This window comes from Microcoleus sp. PH2017_34_RAT_O_A (assembly GCF_020737885.1).
In the GTDB taxonomy this organism is placed as follows: Bacteria; Cyanobacteriota; Cyanobacteriia; order Cyanobacteriales; family Microcoleaceae; genus Microcoleus.
In genome coordinates, this window is record NZ_JAEQDD010000136.1 from 1 (window position 1) to 21,902 (window position 21,902).

Annotated in this window: 16 protein-coding genes; 7 read left to right on the forward strand and 9 right to left on the reverse strand. The window is 44.4% G+C overall.

The window, feature by feature from the left end; genetic code table 11:
• Nucleotides 1–275: 275 nt before the first annotated feature.
• From JGK11_RS30150 to JGK11_RS30185, 8 genes are all read right to left on the reverse strand, one after another.
• Nucleotides 276–1,244 carry a hypothetical protein gene (locus JGK11_RS30150; protein ID WP_293214110.1) on the reverse strand — a complete coding sequence of 323 codons (969 nt, stop codon included), beginning with the start codon at nt 1,242–1,244 and terminating at the stop codon, nt 276–278.
• 26 nt (nt 1,245–1,270) lie between these two features.
• Nucleotides 1,271–1,906, reverse strand: coding sequence for a hypothetical protein (locus tag JGK11_RS30155; protein ID WP_293214112.1), 636 nt, complete (start codon nt 1,904–1,906; stop codon nt 1,271–1,273).
• A 26-nt stretch (nt 1,907–1,932) separates the two neighbouring features.
• Entirely contained in the window at nt 1,933–3,828 is a 1,896-nt protein-coding gene (gene cmr1, locus JGK11_RS30160) for a type III-B CRISPR module RAMP protein Cmr1 (protein ID WP_293214115.1), read from the reverse strand.
• Nucleotides 3,825–4,226, reverse strand: a complete 402-nt coding sequence (locus tag JGK11_RS30165) for a hypothetical protein (RefSeq protein ID WP_293214118.1) — start codon at nt 4,224–4,226, stop codon at nt 3,825–3,827. Before JGK11_RS30165 ends, cmr1 begins: the two co-directional genes overlap by 4 nt.
• On the reverse strand, nt 4,227–5,120 hold the full coding sequence (cmr4, locus tag JGK11_RS30170) for a type III-B CRISPR module RAMP protein Cmr4 (protein ID WP_293214120.1): 894 nt from the start codon (nt 5,118–5,120) through the stop codon (nt 4,227–4,229).
• On the reverse strand, nt 5,120–6,337 hold the full coding sequence (locus JGK11_RS30175; protein WP_293214122.1) for a type III-B CRISPR module-associated Cmr3 family protein: 1,218 nt from the start codon (nt 6,335–6,337) through the stop codon (nt 5,120–5,122). Before JGK11_RS30175 ends, cmr4 begins: the two co-directional genes overlap by 1 nt.
• The gene (cas10, locus tag JGK11_RS30180; protein WP_293214124.1) at nt 6,337–9,378 is read right to left on the reverse strand and encodes a type III-B CRISPR-associated protein Cas10/Cmr2; all 3,042 of its coding nucleotides are present in this window, start codon (nt 9,376–9,378) and stop codon (nt 6,337–6,339) included. Before cas10 ends, JGK11_RS30175 begins: the two co-directional genes overlap by 1 nt.
• A 1,316-nt stretch (nt 9,379–10,694) precedes the next feature.
• Entirely contained in the window at nt 10,695–11,186 is a 492-nt protein-coding gene (locus tag JGK11_RS30185; protein WP_293184795.1) for a hypothetical protein, read from the reverse strand.
• A 261-nt stretch (nt 11,187–11,447) separates the two neighbouring features.
• On the opposite strand from JGK11_RS30185, the gene JGK11_RS30190 reads away from it, so the two are divergent.
• From JGK11_RS30190 to JGK11_RS30220, 7 genes are all read left to right on the forward strand, one after another.
• Nucleotides 11,448–12,734, forward strand: a complete 1,287-nt coding sequence (locus JGK11_RS30190; protein ID WP_293214127.1) for a transposase — start codon at nt 11,448–11,450, stop codon at nt 12,732–12,734.
• Nucleotides 12,735–13,337: 603 nt separating this feature from the next.
• The gene (locus tag JGK11_RS30195; protein WP_293184791.1) at nt 13,338–13,718 is read left to right on the forward strand and encodes an HNH endonuclease; all 381 of its coding nucleotides are present in this window, start codon (nt 13,338–13,340) and stop codon (nt 13,716–13,718) included.
• A gap of 125 nt (nt 13,719–13,843) precedes the next feature.
• Nucleotides 13,844–14,770, forward strand: coding sequence for a hypothetical protein (locus tag JGK11_RS30200; RefSeq protein ID WP_293214129.1), 927 nt, complete (start codon nt 13,844–13,846; stop codon nt 14,768–14,770).
• Entirely contained in the window at nt 14,706–15,188 is a 483-nt protein-coding gene (locus JGK11_RS30205) for a helix-turn-helix domain-containing protein (RefSeq protein WP_293214131.1), read from the forward strand. The genes JGK11_RS30200 and JGK11_RS30205 overlap by 65 nt, the downstream gene beginning before the upstream one ends.
• Nucleotides 15,189–15,780: 592 nt before the next feature.
• On the forward strand, nt 15,781–17,553 hold the full coding sequence (locus tag JGK11_RS30210) for a hypothetical protein (protein ID WP_293214133.1): 1,773 nt from the start codon (nt 15,781–15,783) through the stop codon (nt 17,551–17,553).
• A gap of 561 nt (nt 17,554–18,114) precedes the next feature.
• Entirely contained in the window at nt 18,115–19,482 is a 1,368-nt protein-coding gene (gene dnaB / locus JGK11_RS30215) for a replicative DNA helicase (protein ID WP_293214135.1), read from the forward strand.
• A gap of 315 nt (nt 19,483–19,797) precedes the next feature.
• The gene (locus JGK11_RS30220) at nt 19,798–21,195 is read left to right on the forward strand and encodes a transposase (protein WP_293198863.1); all 1,398 of its coding nucleotides are present in this window, start codon (nt 19,798–19,800) and stop codon (nt 21,193–21,195) included.
• Nucleotides 21,196–21,340: 145 nt separating this feature from the next.
• Here the strand turns inward: JGK11_RS30220 and JGK11_RS30225 are convergent, their stop codons facing one another.
• Entirely contained in the window at nt 21,341–21,844 is a 504-nt protein-coding gene (locus JGK11_RS30225; protein ID WP_293214137.1) for a hypothetical protein, read from the reverse strand.
• Nucleotides 21,845–21,902: the final 58 nt, after the last annotated feature.

Consider the following 21,902-nt stretch of genomic DNA (forward strand, 5'->3'; position numbering starts at 1 on the left):
CCAGATAAATCGTCTGCCCAATCTTCACAAATGGTTTGTGGAAATTTTCGCTAAACCCACATAGCTATTGGATCATTCTTTTTGTGGAGGCCTCTTAATGATTTAGTCGGCGGAGGCCGACTTTGTTTATGTAGACGCGGTTTCAACCGCCGAGTCATAAAGGGGATAGGTATGATAGTGGTATTATTGCAGCGATCGAATATCACCCGGCGGTTGAAACCGCGTCTATACAAACGAAGTCCGCGCAACGCGAGACTAAGAGATGAGAAGGGTATTTATTGCAGTCCTTCATGCAATAATTGAGCGATCGCCCAGTCTTTGACTTCGCTATAAATGTAATGATGGGTGGAAGTACGGACGAATTGATGCAGGTATTCGGGTTTGACGATTTCTAAATTGCTGGTGAGGATTTTTGCCATGTGCTCAATTATGCGATCGGGAGGACAAGTATCTAGATGTTCTTTTTTAACTTCCTCCTGATACAATAACTTCATGCGTTTTTTTGACATTCCTTTGCCGTGGTGAATCAATTGATTGCGATGACTGCACCAATAATCTAAACTTTTTAACAGCAAGAGAATTTCCTGCCAAGCTTGCTGTTCCGAGGCTTGGTTGCGCTGTAGGATTTTTTCACTGATGAAATTTCGCTTCTCAAAGCGGTTTTTCAAATAAGGAAAATCTATGTCTATTCCGATTTGTGCCGCAGTTTTTTCTAAAACTCCTTCATAAAAAGAGCTCATTCTTGACAAAAAGTTAGCTATTTGGTCGAGGTTGTAGTAAATGCAACACTGGGAGTAGAGATTTAACAGGGAGTCATAATTTGAGACTTGCTTAACTAACTTTTTAGATAACTTAGAGGCTAGCTGAGGATTATTTACCAAAAAATCCTTAGCAGTTTGACAGTCTAAATTCAAACAATAATCGCCAACTTCCAGAGTCTTGACAATCCGAGAAAGCAATTCATTGCTAGCAGACAATTTAGAGTCATCGATATATTGCTTTAAAAATTTCAAAGTTGCCAGCCATTTGTCGAGAATAGAAATAGCACCTCGAAAATCCCAACGAGATTCTAGGATAATTTGAACATCTTGATATTTTTGACTCCGCATATATCGCCAATAGGAGGCAAAATCGCATTCTGATGCTTTCCCATTGAGAATATTTTTAACTGAAAGTTGAGGATTGATAAACAATTGGCTAGTGACAGATGATGCGATCGCCTGCATGGTCAAAGCTAACTGCATTTGAGGAGTTCCGCCTTTGATACCTATTAAAATAGTTTGTTCGCTACTAATGTGCTGTAAAAAAACTGATAGTAATAGTTGAGTAATTCATCGCGATCGACTGCTGGGATATGTTTGGGAATGACTTTACATATCAATTCCAGGTCGGGCATTTCCTGCTGAAACCACTTTTTCAGAATGTTAAATAGATGGATAGAATCTGAGGGATAGCCCAGCAGATTGAATTTCTCTTTACCTGATTTCTTATCTAAGATAAACTCAGGTTGGTCGGTAACAAAAATGTAAGCTTGTTTGACTTGAAAATTAGGGTCTTGGGTAGCAGTTTGTAAAACACCCCAAATGCGGCCCGGACGGATGCGATCGTGCCAGGTTCCTGTTGCGTCTTTTTCATAGGTTGCTAAAAGTTTTTGAGTTAGTTCGCGAAATGAAAATGATTTTTGACCGTTTCTATTTTCGGTGACAGTAACTCCCAGTTCGGGACAAAGTTCGCTGATGATGTAACTTTGTCGCAATTGTGCGTCCCAGACAGTTTTTTCATCATCAGTTAATCCAGATTCGTCTATGTTTGGTTCGTTGCGATCGAATCCTACGGGGATGTAGTAGTCGTCGATTTTTACAGTTATGTCAGATGTACCGATGTTGGCGATGAGAATTGCGGTCATGGCAGTTTTTATTTAAATGGAGGCGATTAATTTTGAGGAAGTGGCCAAACTCGAATAGAATCTGATGGCAAAGCATTGGCAAAGGCGACGCGATCGGGGTGATTTGCTCCGAAAATAGTTACAGCTTGATAAGCCATCACGCCTATGGGAAAATTAGACTGGATGACAACATAAGACGGCGTACCCATCGCACCGCCGACGTGAGGATTGCCACCATCTTGAGCTTGACCTTTAAATTTAGTGTCACTGTAAAGCTTTTCCAAAGCCAAACCTCGGACTTGTGAAGTAATGCCTTCTGTTGACCAATTTCCTACTAGTTCTGGCTTAGTCAAATTTGGACAAGGCACTAAATAAATGCGTGCGTTTTTGTTCAACACATCTTGGGTGCGATCGCCCGGTGTTCCTGGTTCACCAGCACCCACACGCGCCGACTGTCCATTAACGCGCTCAAAAGCATCAACAATTCCATCAAATAACTGGCGCCAGTCTTGCTTTTGTGCGGGAAGAATGTACTCCGTTAGCTCCCAGTGACAGCCGCGCAATCGCCCATTATTCCAATGTAATGGCCGTCGCGCCCCCTGTCCGATTCCGCCAAAATGCGATGCTAACTTGAGCAAATATTGAGCTAGTTTTAGGTCATCAGAATATTTCGCTTCCAGTACGATCGCGCCTTCATAAACCCAAGGATTGCAATTGGGCGGTTGGTTATTGTTCAACTCCACAGCAATGCGGATGCTGCCTTCTGTTGCTGGCTCAATGCTACCAAACAACCGTTTTTCTAATTGTTTGCACTCTTGAGGAGAATAAAGCCCCAAAGCAACGGCGCGGAACCAATAGCGCAGCATACCCCGCACGGCAGTCGGGCGAAATTCCACAACGTTTTTGAAAGCTCCGTGCATTCCCTGGGTAAACAAGGAAAATTGATGGCGAGAAATGAAAGACTTGGAAGTGCTAATAATTGAACTTCTGCCATAACCAGCACTGACGCGAGAGCCAATACCAGCGGTTAAGGCATTTTCGAGCCAAGTTTTTACAGTCTTCAAATCGTCAGGATTTTGACAGCGATTCGTTGGCACTATCCCAATTAAAAATTCAGGTTTTTCTAAGGAAAGTAGCGGATGGGGTTCACTTTGATAGCGAATGCGATCGCGATCGCCCTCCCAGCGCCACAGATTGTTAGCCATATCGACGCTCAAGCAGGGTTTAGTGGGAAAGGCATCAAGGAACTCAATTTGAGCAGCTTTGGCAATTTTGCCGTCGAGAAACCCCAACAAATCGCTGACATTTTCTACCTCATTGTGTTTAGCCCAAGCGCGTGCAGCTCCCTTCAAACTAGAAGCAGGCAGGTAGGGAATGCCGAAAACAGGATGCAATACTGGCAACAACAATTCTCGAAAGCCTCGTGTCCCGCCAACGCGCAAACGCCAGGGGAATTGAGCTTTAAATGTTAGGCCTCCTTTTCCTGCAAGCCTTTCGGTACGCTCGTTGAGGCGATCGTAGATTTGTATGCAGGCTTTCTCAGATTCTATGCTGGCTTGCAAAATATCCATTCGAGGTTTTTCATCATCCTCTGGTGGCAGATTTGGCTCGACAAAGTTCAGTGCTTGTAATGGATTGTTTTGGCGATCGCCAACAAGGGGATTCTCTATGGGAGGCAGCGCGTTCAAATCGTCTAAGCTAACCGAATCGCTGGTAAACTTAATCTCAAATCCGGTAAATCTGTGTTTTTTAGCTAAGTCATTACGGATTTTTTGCTGTTTGCTTTGAGCATTTTCTCGTTGTGATTCATCAATTTTAATCTCCAGAATATTATCCTGATAATGAACACATTCAGAACCTCCTAAAATTAGTCCTAAAGGAGAGCCTACCTTTGAAGCAATAAATTGACTCCAAACTTGTTTTACTTGCGATTCATCCATCATTCTACCTCCGCTTTTCCTAAAACAGGAACTGCCCAAAATGACCATTCTCGCGCCATCTCAATAGCAAGGCGGTTCAATCCTGTATAAGCTCTGACATTTTCCATTTTAACTAGCGTTTCCGGGTCATTCGGATTAAATCTTACCTCGCTAAGGATTTGTAAAGTTGTCAGAAATTGATGGTAAACTCTCCCCTTGTATCTGGTTTTTTCAGAACCATATTGGCAGTATTTAACACTATCTCCAGCCAGTCTATGCAGCCCCCACGTTGAAATGTAGGCAGGTAAACTTTGAACTGCGCTGCTGGCTTTCCCGTAATCAGCGGGGCGAATTTGAGTTTTTAGTGTTGTTAAAGCACTGTAGGCAGCTTTACTGAAATCGCGCGTATCAAGTTTAAGCATTTACGATTCTCCTTGTGATTTAAGTGGGGATAAATTAACAGTTTTGGCATCCGTCCAACCGCGTCCTAACCCTTCTAAACCGCCAAATTGCACGCGATCGTTGAGCAATTCAATAAGAGCAGGGCGAATTTTTTGAGTTGGAGCTGGATCCTTACCAGTTTTGAATGCCCAAGGGAAAAAGAGGACTGCTTCTGACGGAATCGCTTCTTCAGAACGAAATGACCCTTCAGCGGCGGTTTTTTCTTTGGGATTAAGGGCAATGCGGACTTCTCGCTGTAATCCGATTTCTACGAAAGTGCCACAGTCAGTATCAGATAGGACGATTAGTTTATCTTTCAGGTTAAGGATGCCGTCGCCGTTGGGCAATTTCTCAAATTCTGCCCAACACGCTGCTTCTTGGGCAATGGGTTCTATATCCCTCGATTTGAGAATCGCTCCTTGTAAATAAATTTCTTGTCTCGTCAGGGGAGAAATAGCCTTTTTTCCATTAGGGTCGGGATTATTCAAATGCGATCGCCACTGCTGAATTAGAGGTTCTAGCTGTTTATTTTGCAACCAGCGATTCCAGCGACTCAACCATAACGGACAAGTAATCCACAGAAATTGGTGGCTAAAAGAAGCGATGGGAAACAATAGTAAATTTGCATCTGCAAACCAGACTTCTCCTTCAGTAGGTTGCTGTCCACCTTCAATTTTATTGCCGAATAAAATATTTGCTTGATCTTTCTGCTGTGCTTCAAGTTGCGAGCGAATTTTACCTCGCAATGAAGAAGATGGTAAATATGGAAACTCGGTATTAACTTCACGGGCAATTCCCATTAAGTTGCCTTCATCCGCACTCCCTCCAGTATGTAAGGGAGTAAGAAGATAGAGATAGGTTAAATAACTGTTCATTAGCGTTTTCCCCACAATAACATTCCGTAATTCAACATTTTGAAAGTTTCCAACCATTGACCTCCTGTAGTCGGTAGCAGTAAAGATTCACTGGGAGGTGATTCTTTAAACACATAAACCGTCCCTGGCGGCACAAAAGCCCGTTGTGGCAACAAGGCAAATTCAGCATCTCCCTTATCTGGCGAATTGATCATTCGTCGCTTAATGTTAGAGACTCCACCCCAAAGCAAAGGGCGATCGCTCGCACATCCACTCAGCAAACCTTGCCAATTTTTCGGATAAACTCCATACACCGCTGTTTCTTTTTCCGCAAGTCCCGGCGTCAGTAAATAAGCAAAATTGCTTTTTCGTTCTTCTTTTCGTTCTTCTTTTCGTTCTTCTTTTCGTTCTTCTTTTCGTTCTTCTTTTCGTTCTTCTTTTCGTTTGGTAAAATCCTCTAAAAACTGCCATTGGTCAAAATCTGGTAACGGCGAAACTAAGGCTCGATGTCCTTCACCTCCCAAGCGCACAACCTCAATTTTTTCTAATTTGTGGCTCATTCCAGCCACCAACCGCCAACCCGAATGCAATCGCACCGCTACTTCAGTAAAATATCCGTCCTCTTCTTTAACTTGTCTTTCCCCCGACTTCATCTGAATGTGCGGCATGATTTGCACGCTCCAAGGATCGGAGTGAAAATACTTCTGGTTTTTACCCTCTGGTTGTTTCAGTGTTTCTCCTCGCAGGTATTTGCTTAATGCTTCAGCAGAAATCCAAGTCTGAGGCCGGCAAATAAATTCATTTTGGTTGATATCAGGAGTTACCATCGGTGGCAGTTTATCTCGATCGAAACCGAATTGTTCCATAGCTTCACGAGTCATAGGTTGAAAACGTAAAGTTCTGTGCCAATTATCTGTTTTTTCGTCTAAATCATCTTGTGTTTCTTTCGGATCTTCTGGCTTAGTTTTAACCGCTAACAAATCCTTGGGTGTCGGCAACCACATTTGATTTCGAGCGTCCATCAAAAACGGGCCAATAAATTTTAGATCGCGCCGTTTATTTTCCTTTTTACTGCCATAGCCCTCTTCAAGCGATCGCAGTACTTGAAAAACTGTAACAGGCATTGGCGGAAATTGCCCTTTTGCCCAGGAACCTTCCCCAGGGACGAAAGGTTTAGCTTCCCGAAATAACAGCACATCTAAAGGTTCGATCGCGTACCAATTTATCCAATCCTCCATCAGTCATTCTCCTTGCTTACCCATTTAGCTTGCTGCACCATCTTGTCTACCCAAAAAGCAGTGAATCTCAACAATTTACCCAAATCCTGCGGTTGAATTCCTAACGTTTTTTGAGCCTCACTTGTTCTGAGCCAATCCTCTAAACTTAAATCATGTTTTTGAGAATCAGGTTTTTTAGGTTTTAAACTCTTCACCCATTCTTCCCAATCATTCAGCCATTGAACCAGGAATTTTTCCACATCTTCATCCAGCGTCTTACTTTCATCTCGCCTGTTGATAATTACTCGTGCTGCTTTCTCAAATAATTGATTGCTTTCAGTAACGCAGGCACGCTGCGGCAATTCTTCAGCTAGGCGATAAAGTAGCGGGCTGAGTTCCTCTGTGGGAGAGTTGAGAAAACCGTACCAAGACTCTAATAAATTACCTTTCATCACTGCTTCCAAGGTATTGCCACCACCGTAAATTACGCGGAAACACAAGCCATCTTTACCGGGTAATTTTTTAGCTCTTTCCTTTTCAGCAGTCCAGAGACTTTCTAACACAGTCGGTAAAGGTACGCTCTTGTGAGCAATGACAATTCCGGCACTCATTGTTGCCCCTTCCCCCATTGTGAAAAGAGGGCGATTTGGCAATCCTTCTATTAGATATTTGGGCTGCCAGTATCCTGTTGAATCTCCGTTTTCAGCGGCATGATTAAATTCCTTACCTGGATCTTGACTGCCGCACCAAGCAGCTCGCAGTGACAGGAGATATTCTGGTAAATCGGCTAGTGGCAATACTGCCATTACATCATCGCCTCCACTGTAAACTACTTTACCGCAAAATCGCTTTTCTGTGATGTGAGGAACTAACCGATTTGAAAAATCCAATAAGGCACGGTTTAGCCCGACGTGAGTGGCTGGACCCATGCGTTTTTTAGTGTTTAATAGTTCATCCAAATTGTCATACTGCTCAGATTCTTGTTGGACTATATATTCCCTGTAATCCTTGAGTTTGCCGCCTGAAACGTATTTGCCCATGCTATCGCCGTCAGCCAGGACAATTGCCCACCAATCAGCCGGACTGCCATCGCCAAAACCGCTGTCTTTATGCGCTCGATCGACCAATTTTCTGAGAGTTTCCAGTTGTTCTCCCTCCAAGCTCATGTCTTCAGCCAACCACTTGCTAGAAAACATAACTCCGTTATAGTTTTGCCGCGCTAGATTTTGAGGGTTAATTTTACGATCGGTTTTGTAAACGTGGAAAGGACGGCCGCGCGTGCGACCAGCAAATTGTTCTTGCTGTTCTGGCATTTCCTGCCGCATTAATTTATTAAGATTATTCCAATATTTCTGCACTTTAGGAAGATTATCAAAGGCAAATCTTGCTGTCGCGATCGAACTTAAATTAGGAAAGCGAATTAAACTCTCATAGTCAATGCGATCGCCCCCAGCAGATTCATCTCTATTAATTGTAATTCCCAAAGATTCAGCTACCCCACCGTATCCCCAAGCCATGCGCTTTGTTAATTCAATCGCATTCAGTTTTTCGGAACCGTTAAACACCCCCGGATAAACCTTTGCCATCACTTCCCAAAACAGTCGCATCGAACCTGCCGATACTCCCCCACCTTCACAAAAGTCATCTCTGTAAAGTAAATTGGGATGCACTGCACTATATTGACCGGAAAGTGTAGAACGTTCCCCCGGTGCGGCGGGAATTTGCCAAGTGCGCGTATTTTTAATTGATTGAATTAATCGACCGAGACGTGATTGAACGTTGCCCCACCAAGTACCGACATTAAGAGTATTGTAAAATGTTTCTTCGGGTGGAGTTGGAGTAGATTGGCTGGAACGAGAAGGTGCGATGGCTTCTTGTGCTTGTTTCCAGTCCTTGTTAAATTCCCCATTTTCTTCTTCTTCAATCATCAGCGATAGACCGCTATCACCTAACGGTACAGCCGTCCAATAAGCTTCCCAAGAATTATTGATTTGAGCTTCCCAAAGATAATTCCATTCCCAACATCCGGGCTGCTGCCATTTTTCTAAATCTCGATCGTCAGCGGGAGTGTAAAAATCCAATTGGGCTATTTTATTTCTATTTTCCCCAACTTTCAACCATGCTATCGCTTTGGTTTTTATGTCTTTTCGCACTTTGTGGGCGATTTCTTGCCATTCTTTTTTAAGCCATAATTCCAGTTCTTTACCTAATTGTTCTGCTGCTGCCTTACCAGAAACTAGGACGGTAATTGTATTGGGAAAGCCTGCGGTACTCAAACTGGTTGATTGTCGGTCTTGAACTTCAAAACGAGTAACTGGAGTTGTACCTAACTGTAACTTCTGAAACTCTGCTTCAAAGCTTGGGTATTTTTCAAGAATAAGCGCGTCGATAATTTCCTGACCCCACAAGGATGGCGTAATTACTGCATCCGGGCCGTATTTTTCGGCTATGTACCAGCAGACTTTGGCACCTAAATAATGTAGCAAATATGACCCCGCCCAGAAGTCTAAAAACTTGCGCGATGCTTTAATAAATTCTTGGACTGGTGAAAAGGTAAATAACAATAAATACGGATGTTCTTTTTCGGCGGACTCCCCATCGGGAAACATCGCGCCGGTTAAAGCAGAAACGGTTGCTTTGTACGAGTGAATCGGGCAATCTGGGAGAATTTTGTGGGCGGGAACTAATAGAGCATCGGTTTGTTTTTGTGCTAAAATATCTGGATAGAAGCGCCAAAACCACCAGAATACTTTTTCAACATCTGACTCGTTGGCGATCGCACCCAACTCATGGATCACGATCGCAGGTAATTTACTGTTAATCCCTGTTTGCGGCTGACCGCTAATTGGGTGTCGGACTTCACAAGTATCGCTATTTATGGTATTACTGGGAAGATTCACGCGATCGGACGAATCTGCGATCGCCCGTGGCAAGGACAAATCCGAAGTATTTATTTGCCCTAATTGCCCTTCAAAACAGTTTAACTGGCTGCATAGAGACAAACAGGTTTCCGGGTTTTCCGCATCGTGCAGCAAGGCATAAAGCTTCTGGTAGTAGTTCATTTATTAAAATTTCGTACCAATAGAGTTAAAGTAACACGTCTGGTTTGTAGCTGAGCTTACTCTCATGCGAATGACGAAATATATAGGTCTACAGGTAGATACAATAGAGTTGCGATCGATCGCACTGAGTGCGAACACAGAGGCACCGCCCCAAGCAAGTGTGACAGCAAGATGCTTAAAAACTCTTAATATTTACGTACAGCCTGGATATATGGTGTTCAGGATTAATTTGCAGTTGTCGCAAATTCTCTGGCTATCGATCCTCATACTTTAAATAGCGAAATATGTCAATAGCAAGTAGACTTTTATTGGTGATTTTTGATTAGCCACGACAGTACCGAAAAAGTCTGAAACGGTTGCTACGCGCGATTGCTAATTTTTCAGAACTTCAAAGGACTATTTTTGAGCGATCGCTTTTCTCCCAATCTTCGCCTGATGCAACTTTCTGTACTTTGTGCGTTCTGGATGGCGATCGCTCTTAAGTGAGACAAGCATAAAATAATAGTGAGGAAGGCCGTTAAGAGATATGGAATATTGAGGAAATTTACAGCACTCTTTGACTTGATGGCTTCTGAGTGATGACAATAAAAGCGATACTCATATTGTGAGAAATGAGCTATGACAAAACCCAAAAGATATCCCGACAATTGGCAATAGATTGCATTTGCCATAAAAGAAAGCGCTCTTTGGCGCTGTACTAAGTGCCGCCAACAATGCCTCAGACCAGGCAAACAAAGCAACAGAAACTTAACTAAATCCGAGCGTTGTTCCTTAACTTTGACCGTGCATCATCGCAACAGAATACCGGAAGACAACCGCCCAGAAAACTTAATCGCTCTTTGTACCGCCTGCCATCTGTCGTATCATAATCGAGGTCAATCCAACGTCTCGCCCGGGCAGTTATCGCTATTTCCCGATGATGCAATGGATTGGGATATCATGGATGGTTGTCTGGAATCGGCACAGGACAATCTATCTGATCCGAATCTTCAAGCATTAATTTGAAAAGCTCAAAAGCAGTCGTGCAATCTCCTAATGCTCGATAGGTATTTATGACATCGGCCAGCCCATCGTTGTTTATCCAGACAACGCTGTCGGTAATTATGGTTGATAATCGATTCTTAAAGCCATACTAGATAAGCATTATCCAATTCTGGTCAGATTTTTCCTTTATTAGAGTGACGGAAGAGCGTTAATTAAGTACAGTGTTCCGGGGTTGTCCTACCCAGCCGCTTCTAATTCTTAACTGGTGGTTTTTGAGCGGGCGCGAAGCGCTTCAACCCAGTGCGTTAACGAAAAAGTATCGGTAGCAAACCTTAATCTTTCAAGGGATGGAAGAGATCGCCCAGCTTCTGCCACGCCCGAGAAGCCGGATCTCGCCGTTTGCTCCATTCTTGAAAGGAAGTGCTGCCACCATCCGCAGCAATTTCGACGGCAGAAGCACTCAATCCCAACCGTTTTGCTAGATCGACAGCTTTCAGCGGGCCCAGCACCATTGGAGACTGCCGTGCTGAAACGTGTTTGGAAGAAGTTTTACTGAGTTGGCGTTGAACTGCAACCGCTTCAGTTTCTAAGGCTACGACTCGCTGTTGCAATTCTGCAATTTCTGCTTGCAGTTGGGCGAAAGTTTCCCTGGTTTCGGAAGCTACCGCTTCGGCCGAGAGCGCTGGGACTGCTTCAAAGAATTGCTTGAGGATTTTGGCGAGCGCGGCACTTTCCGTTAGAGACTGCTCTACCATGTAGTCGCGTAACTTTTGGTGGTAGTCGGGCGGCAAATAGCCCACAATTCTGATGTTCTTGGTTGCCATTGGCTCTGGTTCGGGATGGAAAAGATGCTGACCGGAGTATGCCGTTACTGTGCTTTAAAGGCATACTGTAAGCGACCCTATTTTGGGTAAGGTATGCCTGTGTGTGCTACTATAGCACAATCAACTAGACCAGCAGGAGTCCCCCGCTGTACCGCGAGGGTACTCCCGATGCGCTCTACTCGGTGGGAGGAATGCGCGCTCGTCTTCTCATCCACCTGACTGGAATCCGACAGACATAGATCTCGGCAAGCAGTCAGGTGGATGAGAAAACGAGCAATAGATATTCGCTTCCCACTAATATCTCAATATATGAGACACAATGTACTTGTGAAGCAAGTCCTGACAGTATCCTGCAAGCTCCAAGTTACTCCTGAGCAGTCCGCCAAAATTGACGGAACCCTTCAGGCGTTTGCTGCTGCTTGCGAATACGTTAACCAGACTGTGCCCCCAGCTCTGACTAATGAATTGGCGATGCAGTCCTTGGTTTATCACGATGTCAGGGCTAGGTTTGGGCTTTCGGCTCAGTTGGCAATCCACGCCATTAGACGAGTTTCTGGCAACAGGAAGACGGCTAAGAAGGACGGTAAGCCAGTGAGAAAGTTTGTTCCCACCAGTGCCACCTACGACGTTCGTACTTTTTCCTTCAGAGAAAAGGATTGGACTGTCAGCTTGACTACCGTGGATGGCAGAGAGCGATTCCCGTTGGCTATTGGTAACTACCAAGTTGGATTGCTGAAGGGACAAAAACCTAAAACAGCGGCTCTTTGCAAGCGCAAAGATGGTACTTACTATCTGAATATTCAGCTTGAATCTACACCACCAGAACCGACCGAATCCTCTAAGGTTTTGGGTTGCGATTTGGGCAGAACTGATATTGTTGTTACCTCCGAGGGAGATAAATTTAGCGGTAAAGAAATTACCAAAGTTAGAAATCATTACACCAAACTGAGAGCGAATATCCAACAAAAGGCTACGAGAGGCACACGCAGTACCCGTCGCAGATGCCGGGCATTGTTGAAACGGTTGTCGGGCAAGGAAAGACGCTTTCAGGAATTGGTAAACCACACCATCAGTCACAGGCTGGTAACTAAAGCTAGTAACCAAAATCAAGCGATTGCCTTGGAGGATTTGACCGGAATTAGAGAACGCACTAACCAACTTACTCGCACCAAAAAAGAGCGCAGGCTTAGTAATAGTTGGGCGTTCTACCAATTGCGGCAATTCTTAACTTACAAGGCGATAAAATATGGCATAAAACTTGTTTTTGTTGACCCTAGATATACCAGCCAAACTTGTCATTTCTGCAACCATATCCACCCCGTTCGAGGTGAATCATACCGGAGTGGTAAGAAGTTTGCTTGCGGACATTGTGGCTGGGTTGGTGATGCAGACTATAATGGCAGTAAAAATATTGCTGCTCTTGGGGTGCTTGTAAACGCGCCTGAAGGTTCCGAGATGTTGTCTTGCTCTTTGAGTAAGCACATTGAGAGGGCTGTTGAAAGCTCCCGCTTTTCTTGTGAGCGCGTAGCGCGAAGCAATTGGCGGTGAGTAGTTTACTTCTTAGTATGGGTTTTAACGGGGTTGTCATCCGTCAGATCTACTACTTTGAACGGCAAGGAACCCCGCGCTGCCCAATCCAAAGCACTGCGATTGAGGTAGCCATCCACCAACAGCGTGGGTGCTTTAGCGCTCTTTCATCACTCTAAGAAAGGAAAAATCTGACCATAATTTGATAATGCTAATCTGGTATGGCTTTGTGGAGCGATTTTCTAACACCTTGCTGGCGTTGGGAGCATTTGGCAAGAGATCCTTTGCTGTCGTGTCTTCGAGAATTTACTCTCATGAAAGTGACCAAGGTTTAAGTAAGCGCCCTAAGTTTCCTAAAATGCGTTAAAAATGGCAGGGCTTCCTCGCCATCGGCTTACAGGATCGTTAAAAAACTGTCCGAAGTATTGGTATATCGTACAGGAGCTTATTGGACAACAAGAACTCTTTAGCAGACATATGCTAATACCATTTTTCTATGAAGCTGCATGGAATAGATCCTTTACCGGAAAGGATTTGAAGCGAACCATGGAGTGCAGCTTCATAGTGAATTAGTATAACAACAAAAGAGCTTGCCATACTATGAAAAAATAAGATTTTACGATTATGAAAAAACCCAGAAGATACCCCGATAATTGGCAAGAGATTGCACTTTCCATAAAAGAAAGTGCGGGATGGCGCTGCACTAAGTGCCGCCAACAATGCCTCCGACCCGGTAAGAAAAGTGACTTAACCAAATCCGAACGCTTAAAGTTAACTTTGACGGTGCACCACCGCAATCGAATACCGGAAGACAATCGCCCAGAAAACTTAATAGCCCTTTGTACTGCCTGTCACCTTTCGTATCATAATCGCGGTCAATCCAACGTATCACCTGGGCAATTATCGCTCTTTCCTGATGATGACATTGATTGGAATATAATGGATGCTTCTCTGGAATCGGCACGAGGCGATTTATCCGATCGCAATCCGCCTCCATTAGTTTGAGCCGATTTCTTCTTACCTATTTCCAAATTTACAACTGCAACTAAACGACATTATGCCGACTTGAAAATCTCAAAATTTAAAAAAAAAGTGAGCAAAATACTAGGTTCTAACTATTGACTAAAATTATGATTGACAGCACCAGCTCAGAAAGTCTGGCTGAAGTTAGGGATACCCCAGACAAACCCATTACAGAACCTCGTCTGTACCCGAATATACCGATCGCCCCTGTTGCGACGCCCCCTCCTATGGTATCTAGCCTCCACGCACAACTTAGAATAGATTTGTGGCAGCAATACCCTTCAGGTGTCGGCTACTTCCAACACCGAGCCAAGGGCAACCCCAACAACATCATCGAGCATTACATTGCCACCCCCGACGACATCACGCTGTTGCCTTTAGACGAGGCAATGCAAATTATTAACAAATTTGGGCTGACTGCTGCCAAATTGCACCTAATTTTTGCAGCTCACATTATGAGACAAGAAGAGCCGTGGAAAAGCTTATTCACTCTCGAAGGCAGTGATTTAATCAAGGAAATGGGGTGGGACAAACGCACAGACTTGCCAGTCTCTCAAAAACTGAATGAAATAGCTAAAACTGCGTATGCTCTAGGTTGCTTAGCAATCAAAGCCATATGGATTGAAGGCAAACACAAAAAAGGTGGAATTAGAGCCAGCGTTGACACCTCGCGAATGTGGAATGTTCAAATTCAGTTAACAGGTCAGCAGAATCTAGAGGGCAAAATAGAAGATCCTGATGAAGTCTACATCACCGTCCAACCAGGACTCTGGACTCATGCCTTCTTGAACAAAGCAGGTTGCTTCGCCAAGGAAGCCTTGTATCAGTTTGGCTATTTAGCTCAGGACATTCTCAAAATTGACGCCTACCATGATGAAATGGCTTTGCGCTTAGCACTTCATCTGACGATGGAAAGCCGATTCTCGCGCGAGTGGCATTTACAAAGTGGAGACACTCCTACAAGCGCTATTGCCCCAAACGGTAATCGATCTAGCTCGGTCAGACCGCAAACAAACTTACAAGCTGACGAATAACTGGAATCGCAGCCTGGAAGTGCTGCTGAAACTCAAGCGAGGGTTTCAGATCGAGTTTGACCAAGACACTTACCCAGAGTGGCTGAGACCTGGTAGCAAGTCTCGAAAAAAAATAGGATACTTTGACACGCTGTTGGCAGCTAAAATCACCATCCATCCGCCAGCACCTATCCCCAAAATGCTGGCAACCAGGGCTGAACTCAAACAGGTTCAGCCGCGCCTGAAAGCATCTTCCAAGCCTAAACTGACAAGCAATGAGATAAAAAAAGCAAGGGTAGCCAAAGGTTGGAGTCAGGCACAATTAGCAGGTTGGCTAGGGATGTCGCAGCGTTATGTATCCATGCTGGAACGTGGAGAGCGAACCCCTGCACCAGAAGTGGAATCACGAATCTGGCACCTACTAATCATCTCAGATTGACGTACTGCGATTACGTTTCATCTCCAGTTTGAAAGACTGGGGTTCTCACACGAAGCGCCATAGGCTTCATCCAACTTGCTCTCATCAAGGTGCCACTACAGACCAACCCTTTCCCGGCTGGTTTTTTTTTCTGCGAAGAATGCTCGGACTGTTCTGAAACTTGTTCTAAAAAAAATAGGTATTTAAAATCGCTCTCAAATTCATACTACCTATAGGTTTGACTGTTAGAACAAAACCTCTAGAATGCCGCGACAAAACCTCTAGAATGCCGCGACAAAACCTCTAGGATGCCGCGACACTTCATTTTTGAAAGTTTTACTACGTATGGTTTTCAGCTTTTAGAACAACTCTTATTAGTCTGATAAGACTAAATACGCTGCCAGATACCGCAACGATCGACCTGGCAAGATGGAAAAGACAGTCGCACACCCAATAAGCGTGCAAATGCAGCGCTGCGGAGCCCATGCTGCCTTCCTGTGGAAGGCGGCTGAAGAGCGCTCAATACCCCCTGCCCAATTAACAGCAGTCTCTTTCGTGTGGCTTGCGACTGGCACAATTCCTGACCTTTACATTTTTTACGTCGGAGGAAAAAATGGTTGTAGCTACAACTACCTGGCACAAGCCGCCACTCGCCAGACACGCAGCAGTTTACGAAGCTCTAGCCGACATACTCGAAGGCGCTACTCCCAGCGCCCTCAAACTCGCCCTTTACCTGTACAGAACCTGTATCGGCGGCAAACCAGAGGAAATCGACATCCATTGCATCCCCTTGGGCGAAAAACGAGCCACCCCAGTCCGCAACGGCAAGCCCTACAGCCCCAACACCAGGCGGGCAGCCCTCAAACAGCTCGAAAAATTTGGTTTGGTCAAAATTCTTAAAAACTATGGGCGTGGCATTTTCCGCATAGCAGTACAGCACGTGGGCGACGTTCGCCCCTTTACTCATACCCACCCAAAATTCCAAAAACTGAGCAACCAATCAAAAAATCAACGCCAACAGTCAAAAATTGAGCAAACAGAAGGTTCAAACCCTTATGGTGCCGTACTCTTTACAGAGGATAAAAAAGAACAGCAAAGCACTGAAAATGTTGCTGCTGTTTTTTTAAATTCTTTTGAAGAAAAAGAAGATTTAGCGAAGGCAAATATAAAACCAAAAAATATAGAACCAAAACTTGCTAATCAAGTCCAGACCAAAAACAGTCAGTCAAATGAAAATTTAGAAGAAAAAGTAGAAATTCTGTATGAGAATAAATGTTCCGCTCCAACAACTGAATGCCTGAACACTAATTCAGATAAAATTCAAGCGATCGACGATGCGACAGTACCTTGCAGTTCAGAACAAACAGGTTTGACCTCCGAACCCCCGCAAAAACTACCCACAAAACTCGACAGCCTCGACCATCAAAGAATCTCTGGCGCCGAACCAACAATAACCAACAAAGCTTTCCGGTTAAATCTCGAAACATCTTCCTTTGTTAATCCTGAAGTCGCTAAAATTGTCGAACCAGTTGTAATGCCCAATTCCAAAGCAACTGAAATTGCCGACCCTGATGTAACTGAAATTGTCGAAGCGGTTGCGATTGCTAACTCCGAAGCAACTGAAATTGTCGAAGTAGTTACAATTTCCACTTCTGAAGCGATTGCAATTGCCAACCCTGATGTAACTGAAATTGCCGAAACGGTTGCGATTGCTAACTCCGAAGCAACTGAAATTGTGGAAGTGGTTGCAATTTCCACTTCTGAAGCCGTTGTAATTGCCAATCCTGATGTAACTGAAATTATCGAAGTGGTTGCAATTGTCAATTCCGAAACGACTGAAATTGCCGACCCTAATGCAATTGCTAACTCTGAAGCGGTTGCAATTACCAACCCCGATGCGACTCAGATTGTCGAGATAGTTATGCAAGCCACAGGAGGGATGAATCCCGAATTGAGAGTTTGCGTCTTGCAGTACAACTTAGAGGAAATCCAAGCAGCCGTAAACCTGCTGCAAATCAGAAGCCAAACAAAGCAAATATCTAACCCTTCTGGATGGATCGTTGACTGTTTGCGAGGTCGTTGGTGGGAACAAACTAACGGTTTTCCAAACTCGAACCCAGCAAATGTTGTTTCGTCTCCAGCTTCAACAGGCTCCTCTCCAGTTCCAAAAAATTCTCCTTCTGCAGATACAACAAGAATAACTGAGGATTATATTGACCCTCACTATATGCCATTAAAAACTCACCAAAAGTTATCCAAACAGTTCCAAGAACTAGGCGAAGAAGCTTTCGCATTGCTAGGTATTCAACAGCAAATTTACTTGCAGTGGATGCAGCGGTTTCCTCAGCGAGCAAAACAAATTCTGAGCAAATTGTCTACTACTTAGCTATTTATAGCCTTGTTCAGAAATATAAGGTACTCATGGGCATAGGGCATAGGGTATAGGACTCCGTGGGGTATCCGCTCAATAAATCGGGGTAAATCGCTCAATGATGAGCGTCAAACATCCCAAAATCGTTCCAAAAGCAGTAGTCTACCCCGAGTTATTGAGCGGATACTCCGTGGGTATACCTCACTTTTTTGAGAAAAGCCATAGCTCAATACGGTTTACTTAGCGCTTTTTTAGGAATTTCATCTGACGATTTTCTAAGCAATATAGACATTTTTTGCAACTCAGATTCTTCTTAAGTAAACCGTATTGGGCCATAGCTTAGTTGTGAAAACAGTGATTATCCAACCTATCTAGACAGCTTTTAATCCTTTACACAACTTTTTCGAGGCGTTGCTTAATCAGGGTATGAAAATGAATAACTTGAAAATTCAGAAGATTGACTGATTGATTGACTCGCTTGCTTCATTTTTTCACATTGAGTTGCTCATACATTAAATCAGCAACGCCATTTTCCCACAGTTCAATTAGCAACAAAATCAAAGGAGAATACCAGACATGGCAGTCAGTTTAGTTGACAAAATTATGCCGAGCAATATTGATGCAGAGGAAGCAGTTTTAGGCGGAATTCTGATCGATCCAATTGCCATTAAAAGAGTCGCAAATATTCTACATCCCGAAGCATTGGCAATTACAGTTCACCAACATATTTATCGGGCCGCTTTAGCGCTGCACTCTCTAGATCAGCCCACAGATTTGATGAACATCACTACCTTCCTCGACAACCACAACCTGCTGGAAGTAGTAGGAGGTCTAACCAAACTGGTAATGCTCGTAGACCGGACTGTTTCAGCCGTCAACATCGACCAATATGCTTTGCTAGTTGTGGACAAGTTTGTCCGGCGCGAACTCATCAAAGCTGGTAATGACATCGTACAGCTTGGCTACGAAACTTCCAGCGAATTAGGTGCGATACTAAATAAAGCCGAGGAAAAGATTTTTGCCCTCAATAAGTACAAAGAAGAGCGACAAAAAGCTATTCAGCCTCTCTCGGAATACTGCGGGGAGCTTTGGCGATATCTAGATGAAATTGAGGAAGAGCGCTTGAAGACTGCTAACTACGTTCCTGGAATCAGCACAGGGTTTTACGACCTCGACGACCTACTGGGAGGGGGATTTTACCGAGGTGAATTGATTGTCATAGGAGGTCGCCCCGGCAGCGGCAAAACAGCTTTGGCTTGTGCCCTTGGCTACAACATTGCTTCCCTTCCCACGAACGGTCGAGTTTTGATGTTTTCGATGGAAATGCCAGGTCGGGACTTGGCAGCGCGACTAATAGCACTTGAGAGTGGGGTGTCGGTGAAAGATATCAGGAAAGTTAACCTAGCTGGTAAGTACGAAGTGCTAGCTTCGGCTTTAGGGAAAGTTAGCGATGCTGATTTTTGGATAGACGAAAGTTTGGAACCATCTCCTTTGGAGATTCGTTCCAGAGTTAGGGAGTTTGTTTGTGAGCGCGGCCCCTTGGGTTTGGTAATTGTTGATTACTTGCAACTGATGGTGAATTCGGCGGATGAAAATGTTGTCAATAAAATCAGCGAAATTACCCGACAGATGAAGATTTTGGCTCGCGAGGTTGATGTACCTGTTTTGTTGCTTTCTCAGCTTAATCGGGGAGTAGAGGCTCGCACAAATAAACGTCCGAGTTTATCGGATTTGCGTGGCTCTGGTGGAATTGAACAGGATGCGGATGTTGTCCTTGGAGTTTACAGGGACGACTATTATAATCCTGATTCTCCCGATCGGGGAACGGCTGAAATTATTGCGTTGAAAGGACGGAATAGCGGAACGGGAACGGTTAAGTTGCTGTTTGATGCTAAATGCTGTCGGTTTCGGAATATCTATAAACTTGGGCAATTGGCAGGGTGACAAAGCCTTTGGACTCACACTCAGCTAAGTAGGTAAGAGCCTCACACCTACCGCTTCGGAGGTGTTGAGAGGAATACCGCGTTCATTGCGGTGCGGTAGGTGAATTATGTTCGACGCGGGAATCTGCCAGCGCCGCAATGAACTATCTCTCAGGCAATGAACGAATGAATTCCCGAATCACGTCCGTTTTGTTTCGTTTCGCCCGTTTGCAGTAATCGTCGAGCATTTTCTTCTCTGATTTTGGTAGTCGAATATTGATGGAATCGTCATACTTCATGCGTTGCACCGTAAAGCAATATGAGTTACAATTGTAGAATGAAATACACCTACCAGTACAAAGCACTTCCGACAACTGAACAGAAGCTAGAGTTAAATCTCTGGTTGCGGATTTGCCAGTACTGGTACAACCGTCAGCTAGGGGACAGATTCGATTGGTGGGAGATGAATCGCTCACCCGTTGACGCTTGCCCACTGGTGACGGCGCTTCCTGAGTTGCGAGACAAGCCCAACTATTACAGCCAGAAAAAGTATCTACCAGGACTCAAGAAAGAGCCTGTCATCGTGCAATGGTCGGGTGAAGAATTGGACTTATCGCGAGTTCCAGCAAACACATTACAAGAAGTCTGTAAGCGGGTTGACAAATCGTTTGAGCGATTCATCGCGGGTGACAGCGCTGGGAAACGAAGCGGTAGACCCCGATTCAAGGCTCAATCCCGCTTTCGTTCGTTTGTGATTGAAGGTGCTGGTCTTGAACTGCATTCATGCTCTGTGGGCGGCAAATACCTGTATGTGAAAGTCCCCAAGATTGGATTGATCAAGGTTCGCTCTCCCCGTCATTTACCCGATGGTGCAATTCTCAAGCAGTTACAATTCATCAAGAAAAATGACGGTTGGTTTGTGAATCTGCGTTTAGAAGATGAGTCCGTACCTGTTTGCGAGAGCGACATTATCCCAACGTGGGAGAACTCGCTAGGAATGGATGCGGTGTTGCATGAGGATGATTACCTAGCCACATCTGAAGGGGTCAAACTGCCGTCGCTCAAAGTGTTGCGAAAGAGTCAAAACAAGCTCACTCGCATCTCACAGAAAAGAAATGCACGTAAACGTGGATCTAAGGCACGTCGCAAGCTGGCAAAACGTGAAGGTAAACAGCATCAAAAGATTGCGAGATGCCGTAAAGACTTCCAATACAAAACCGCTCACAAATTGGTGAGAACAGGTAAGAAAGTTTTCTTTTATGAAGACCTGAATCTTAAAGGTCTCTCAAAGCGTAACGCCCCAAAACAAGACAAAACCGGGGCATTTATTCCAAACGGGCAAGCTTCTAAATCAGGACTCAATTTGAGTTGGTCTGATGCCGCGTTTGGTCAATTCTTTCAACTGCTCGGTCACATAGCTGGAAAAGCTGGAGCCGTCGTGATTGCAAAGAATCCTGCTTACACGTCTCAACTCCTGAGCTATCGGGATGAAGTGATTTTCACCGATTGCAGCATTCGTGAGTATTGGGATGAGGATCTAAAACTCTGGGTTGATAGAGACGTGAACGCCGCTATCAACGTCCTGAGAGTAGGGCTGGATATGTTCCCTACTATAAAACGCCGTAAAGGTGGCATCATGATAGTTGGTTCTATTACTGATGATACCTCTAAGGAAGTTCTCCACATTCTCCGAATGTCTGAGAAGCCTACTCCATACCCGCTAGGGTTGGTGTAGGAGATGTCACCAGCCTAATCTGTACTTCCTTGAAAATTGTTAGACAGGGCTTTTTTCTTGTTGGTGCAAAGATTCGGCAAATTCACGAAGTTGGGCAAGCGCTTCTTCTGATAAGTTTTCAAGCATTGAATTTAGCTGCTTTTTATTACCATTTTCGGGGCTGCTGGTGGCGAGAGATTGTGTCGGCATCAAGCGAGGATTCACGCTGTAAAAAATCTTCAAATAGCTGAAAAAATGTATCAAGCGCTTGGGATTCATCTTCTGAATAAAAAAGGATAATTCGCGCCCAAGATTGAGTAGATTGCTGGTTAAATTGCTTTTCTATCCAGTCTTGAAATTCGGCAAATTCTTGTTCCTGTTCAGTAACAGGAATTGCGAGTTGGCGGCAGGCAAAAGTGTAACCATCTAAAAAAGCTTGCAGACTAAAGATAGAACGCTTGCCTAGATAAAGGGCGGGTCTACTTTTGATTTTATCTAAAAGCTGATAAAAATTTTTGTCTGCTGTAATTGATCGTGTAGCTTGAGGATCTTTCCAGGCATATTCTTTGAGGGAGGGGGGTTCCGAGGGTTTTTCTCCTTGGTTAAATTCTGCAAGGAGTTCAAAAAAGTAAGGGAGCACCACAGAATGATTGATCCTATAATGACCCAAAGATAATTTCAGTGTGCAGCGTATCTTATGTCTCTAAAATCTATCATGAAACTGACCG

Excerpts from the sequence above, each read along its gene's own strand:
- JGK11_RS30150 (WP_293214110.1), bottom strand. The coding sequence starts at position 1,244 with ATGCAGTTAGCTTTGACCATGCAGGCGATCGCATCATCTGTCACTAGC.
- JGK11_RS30155 (WP_293214112.1), bottom strand. The coding sequence starts at position 1,906 with ATGACCGCAATTCTCATCGCCAACATCGGTACATCTGACATAACTGTA.
- cmr1 (WP_293214115.1), bottom strand. The coding sequence starts at position 3,828 with ATGATGGATGAATCGCAAGTAAAACAAGTTTGGAGTCAATTTATTGCT.
- JGK11_RS30165 (WP_293214118.1), bottom strand. The coding sequence starts at position 4,226 with ATGCTTAAACTTGATACGCGCGATTTCAGTAAAGCTGCCTACAGTGCT.
- cmr4 (WP_293214120.1), bottom strand. The coding sequence starts at position 5,120 with ATGAACAGTTATTTAACCTATCTCTATCTTCTTACTCCCTTACATACT.
- JGK11_RS30175 (WP_293214122.1), bottom strand. The coding sequence starts at position 6,337 with ATGGAGGATTGGATAAATTGGTACGCGATCGAACCTTTAGATGTGCTG.
- cas10 (WP_293214124.1), bottom strand. The coding sequence starts at position 9,378 with ATGAACTACTACCAGAAGCTTTATGCCTTGCTGCACGATGCGGAAAAC.
- JGK11_RS30185 (WP_293184795.1), bottom strand. The coding sequence starts at position 11,186 with ATGGCAACCAAGAACATCAGAATTGTGGGCTATTTGCCGCCCGACTAC.
- JGK11_RS30190 (WP_293214127.1), top strand. The coding sequence starts at position 11,448 with ATGAGAAAACGAGCAATAGATATTCGCTTCCCACTAATATCTCAATAT.
- JGK11_RS30195 (WP_293184791.1), top strand. The coding sequence starts at position 13,338 with ATGAAAAAACCCAGAAGATACCCCGATAATTGGCAAGAGATTGCACTT.
- JGK11_RS30200 (WP_293214129.1), top strand. The coding sequence starts at position 13,844 with ATGATTGACAGCACCAGCTCAGAAAGTCTGGCTGAAGTTAGGGATACC.
- JGK11_RS30210 (WP_293214133.1), top strand. The coding sequence starts at position 15,781 with ATGGTTGTAGCTACAACTACCTGGCACAAGCCGCCACTCGCCAGACAC.
- dnaB (WP_293214135.1), top strand. The coding sequence starts at position 18,115 with ATGGCAGTCAGTTTAGTTGACAAAATTATGCCGAGCAATATTGATGCA.
- JGK11_RS30220 (WP_293198863.1), top strand. The coding sequence starts at position 19,798 with ATGAAATACACCTACCAGTACAAAGCACTTCCGACAACTGAACAGAAG.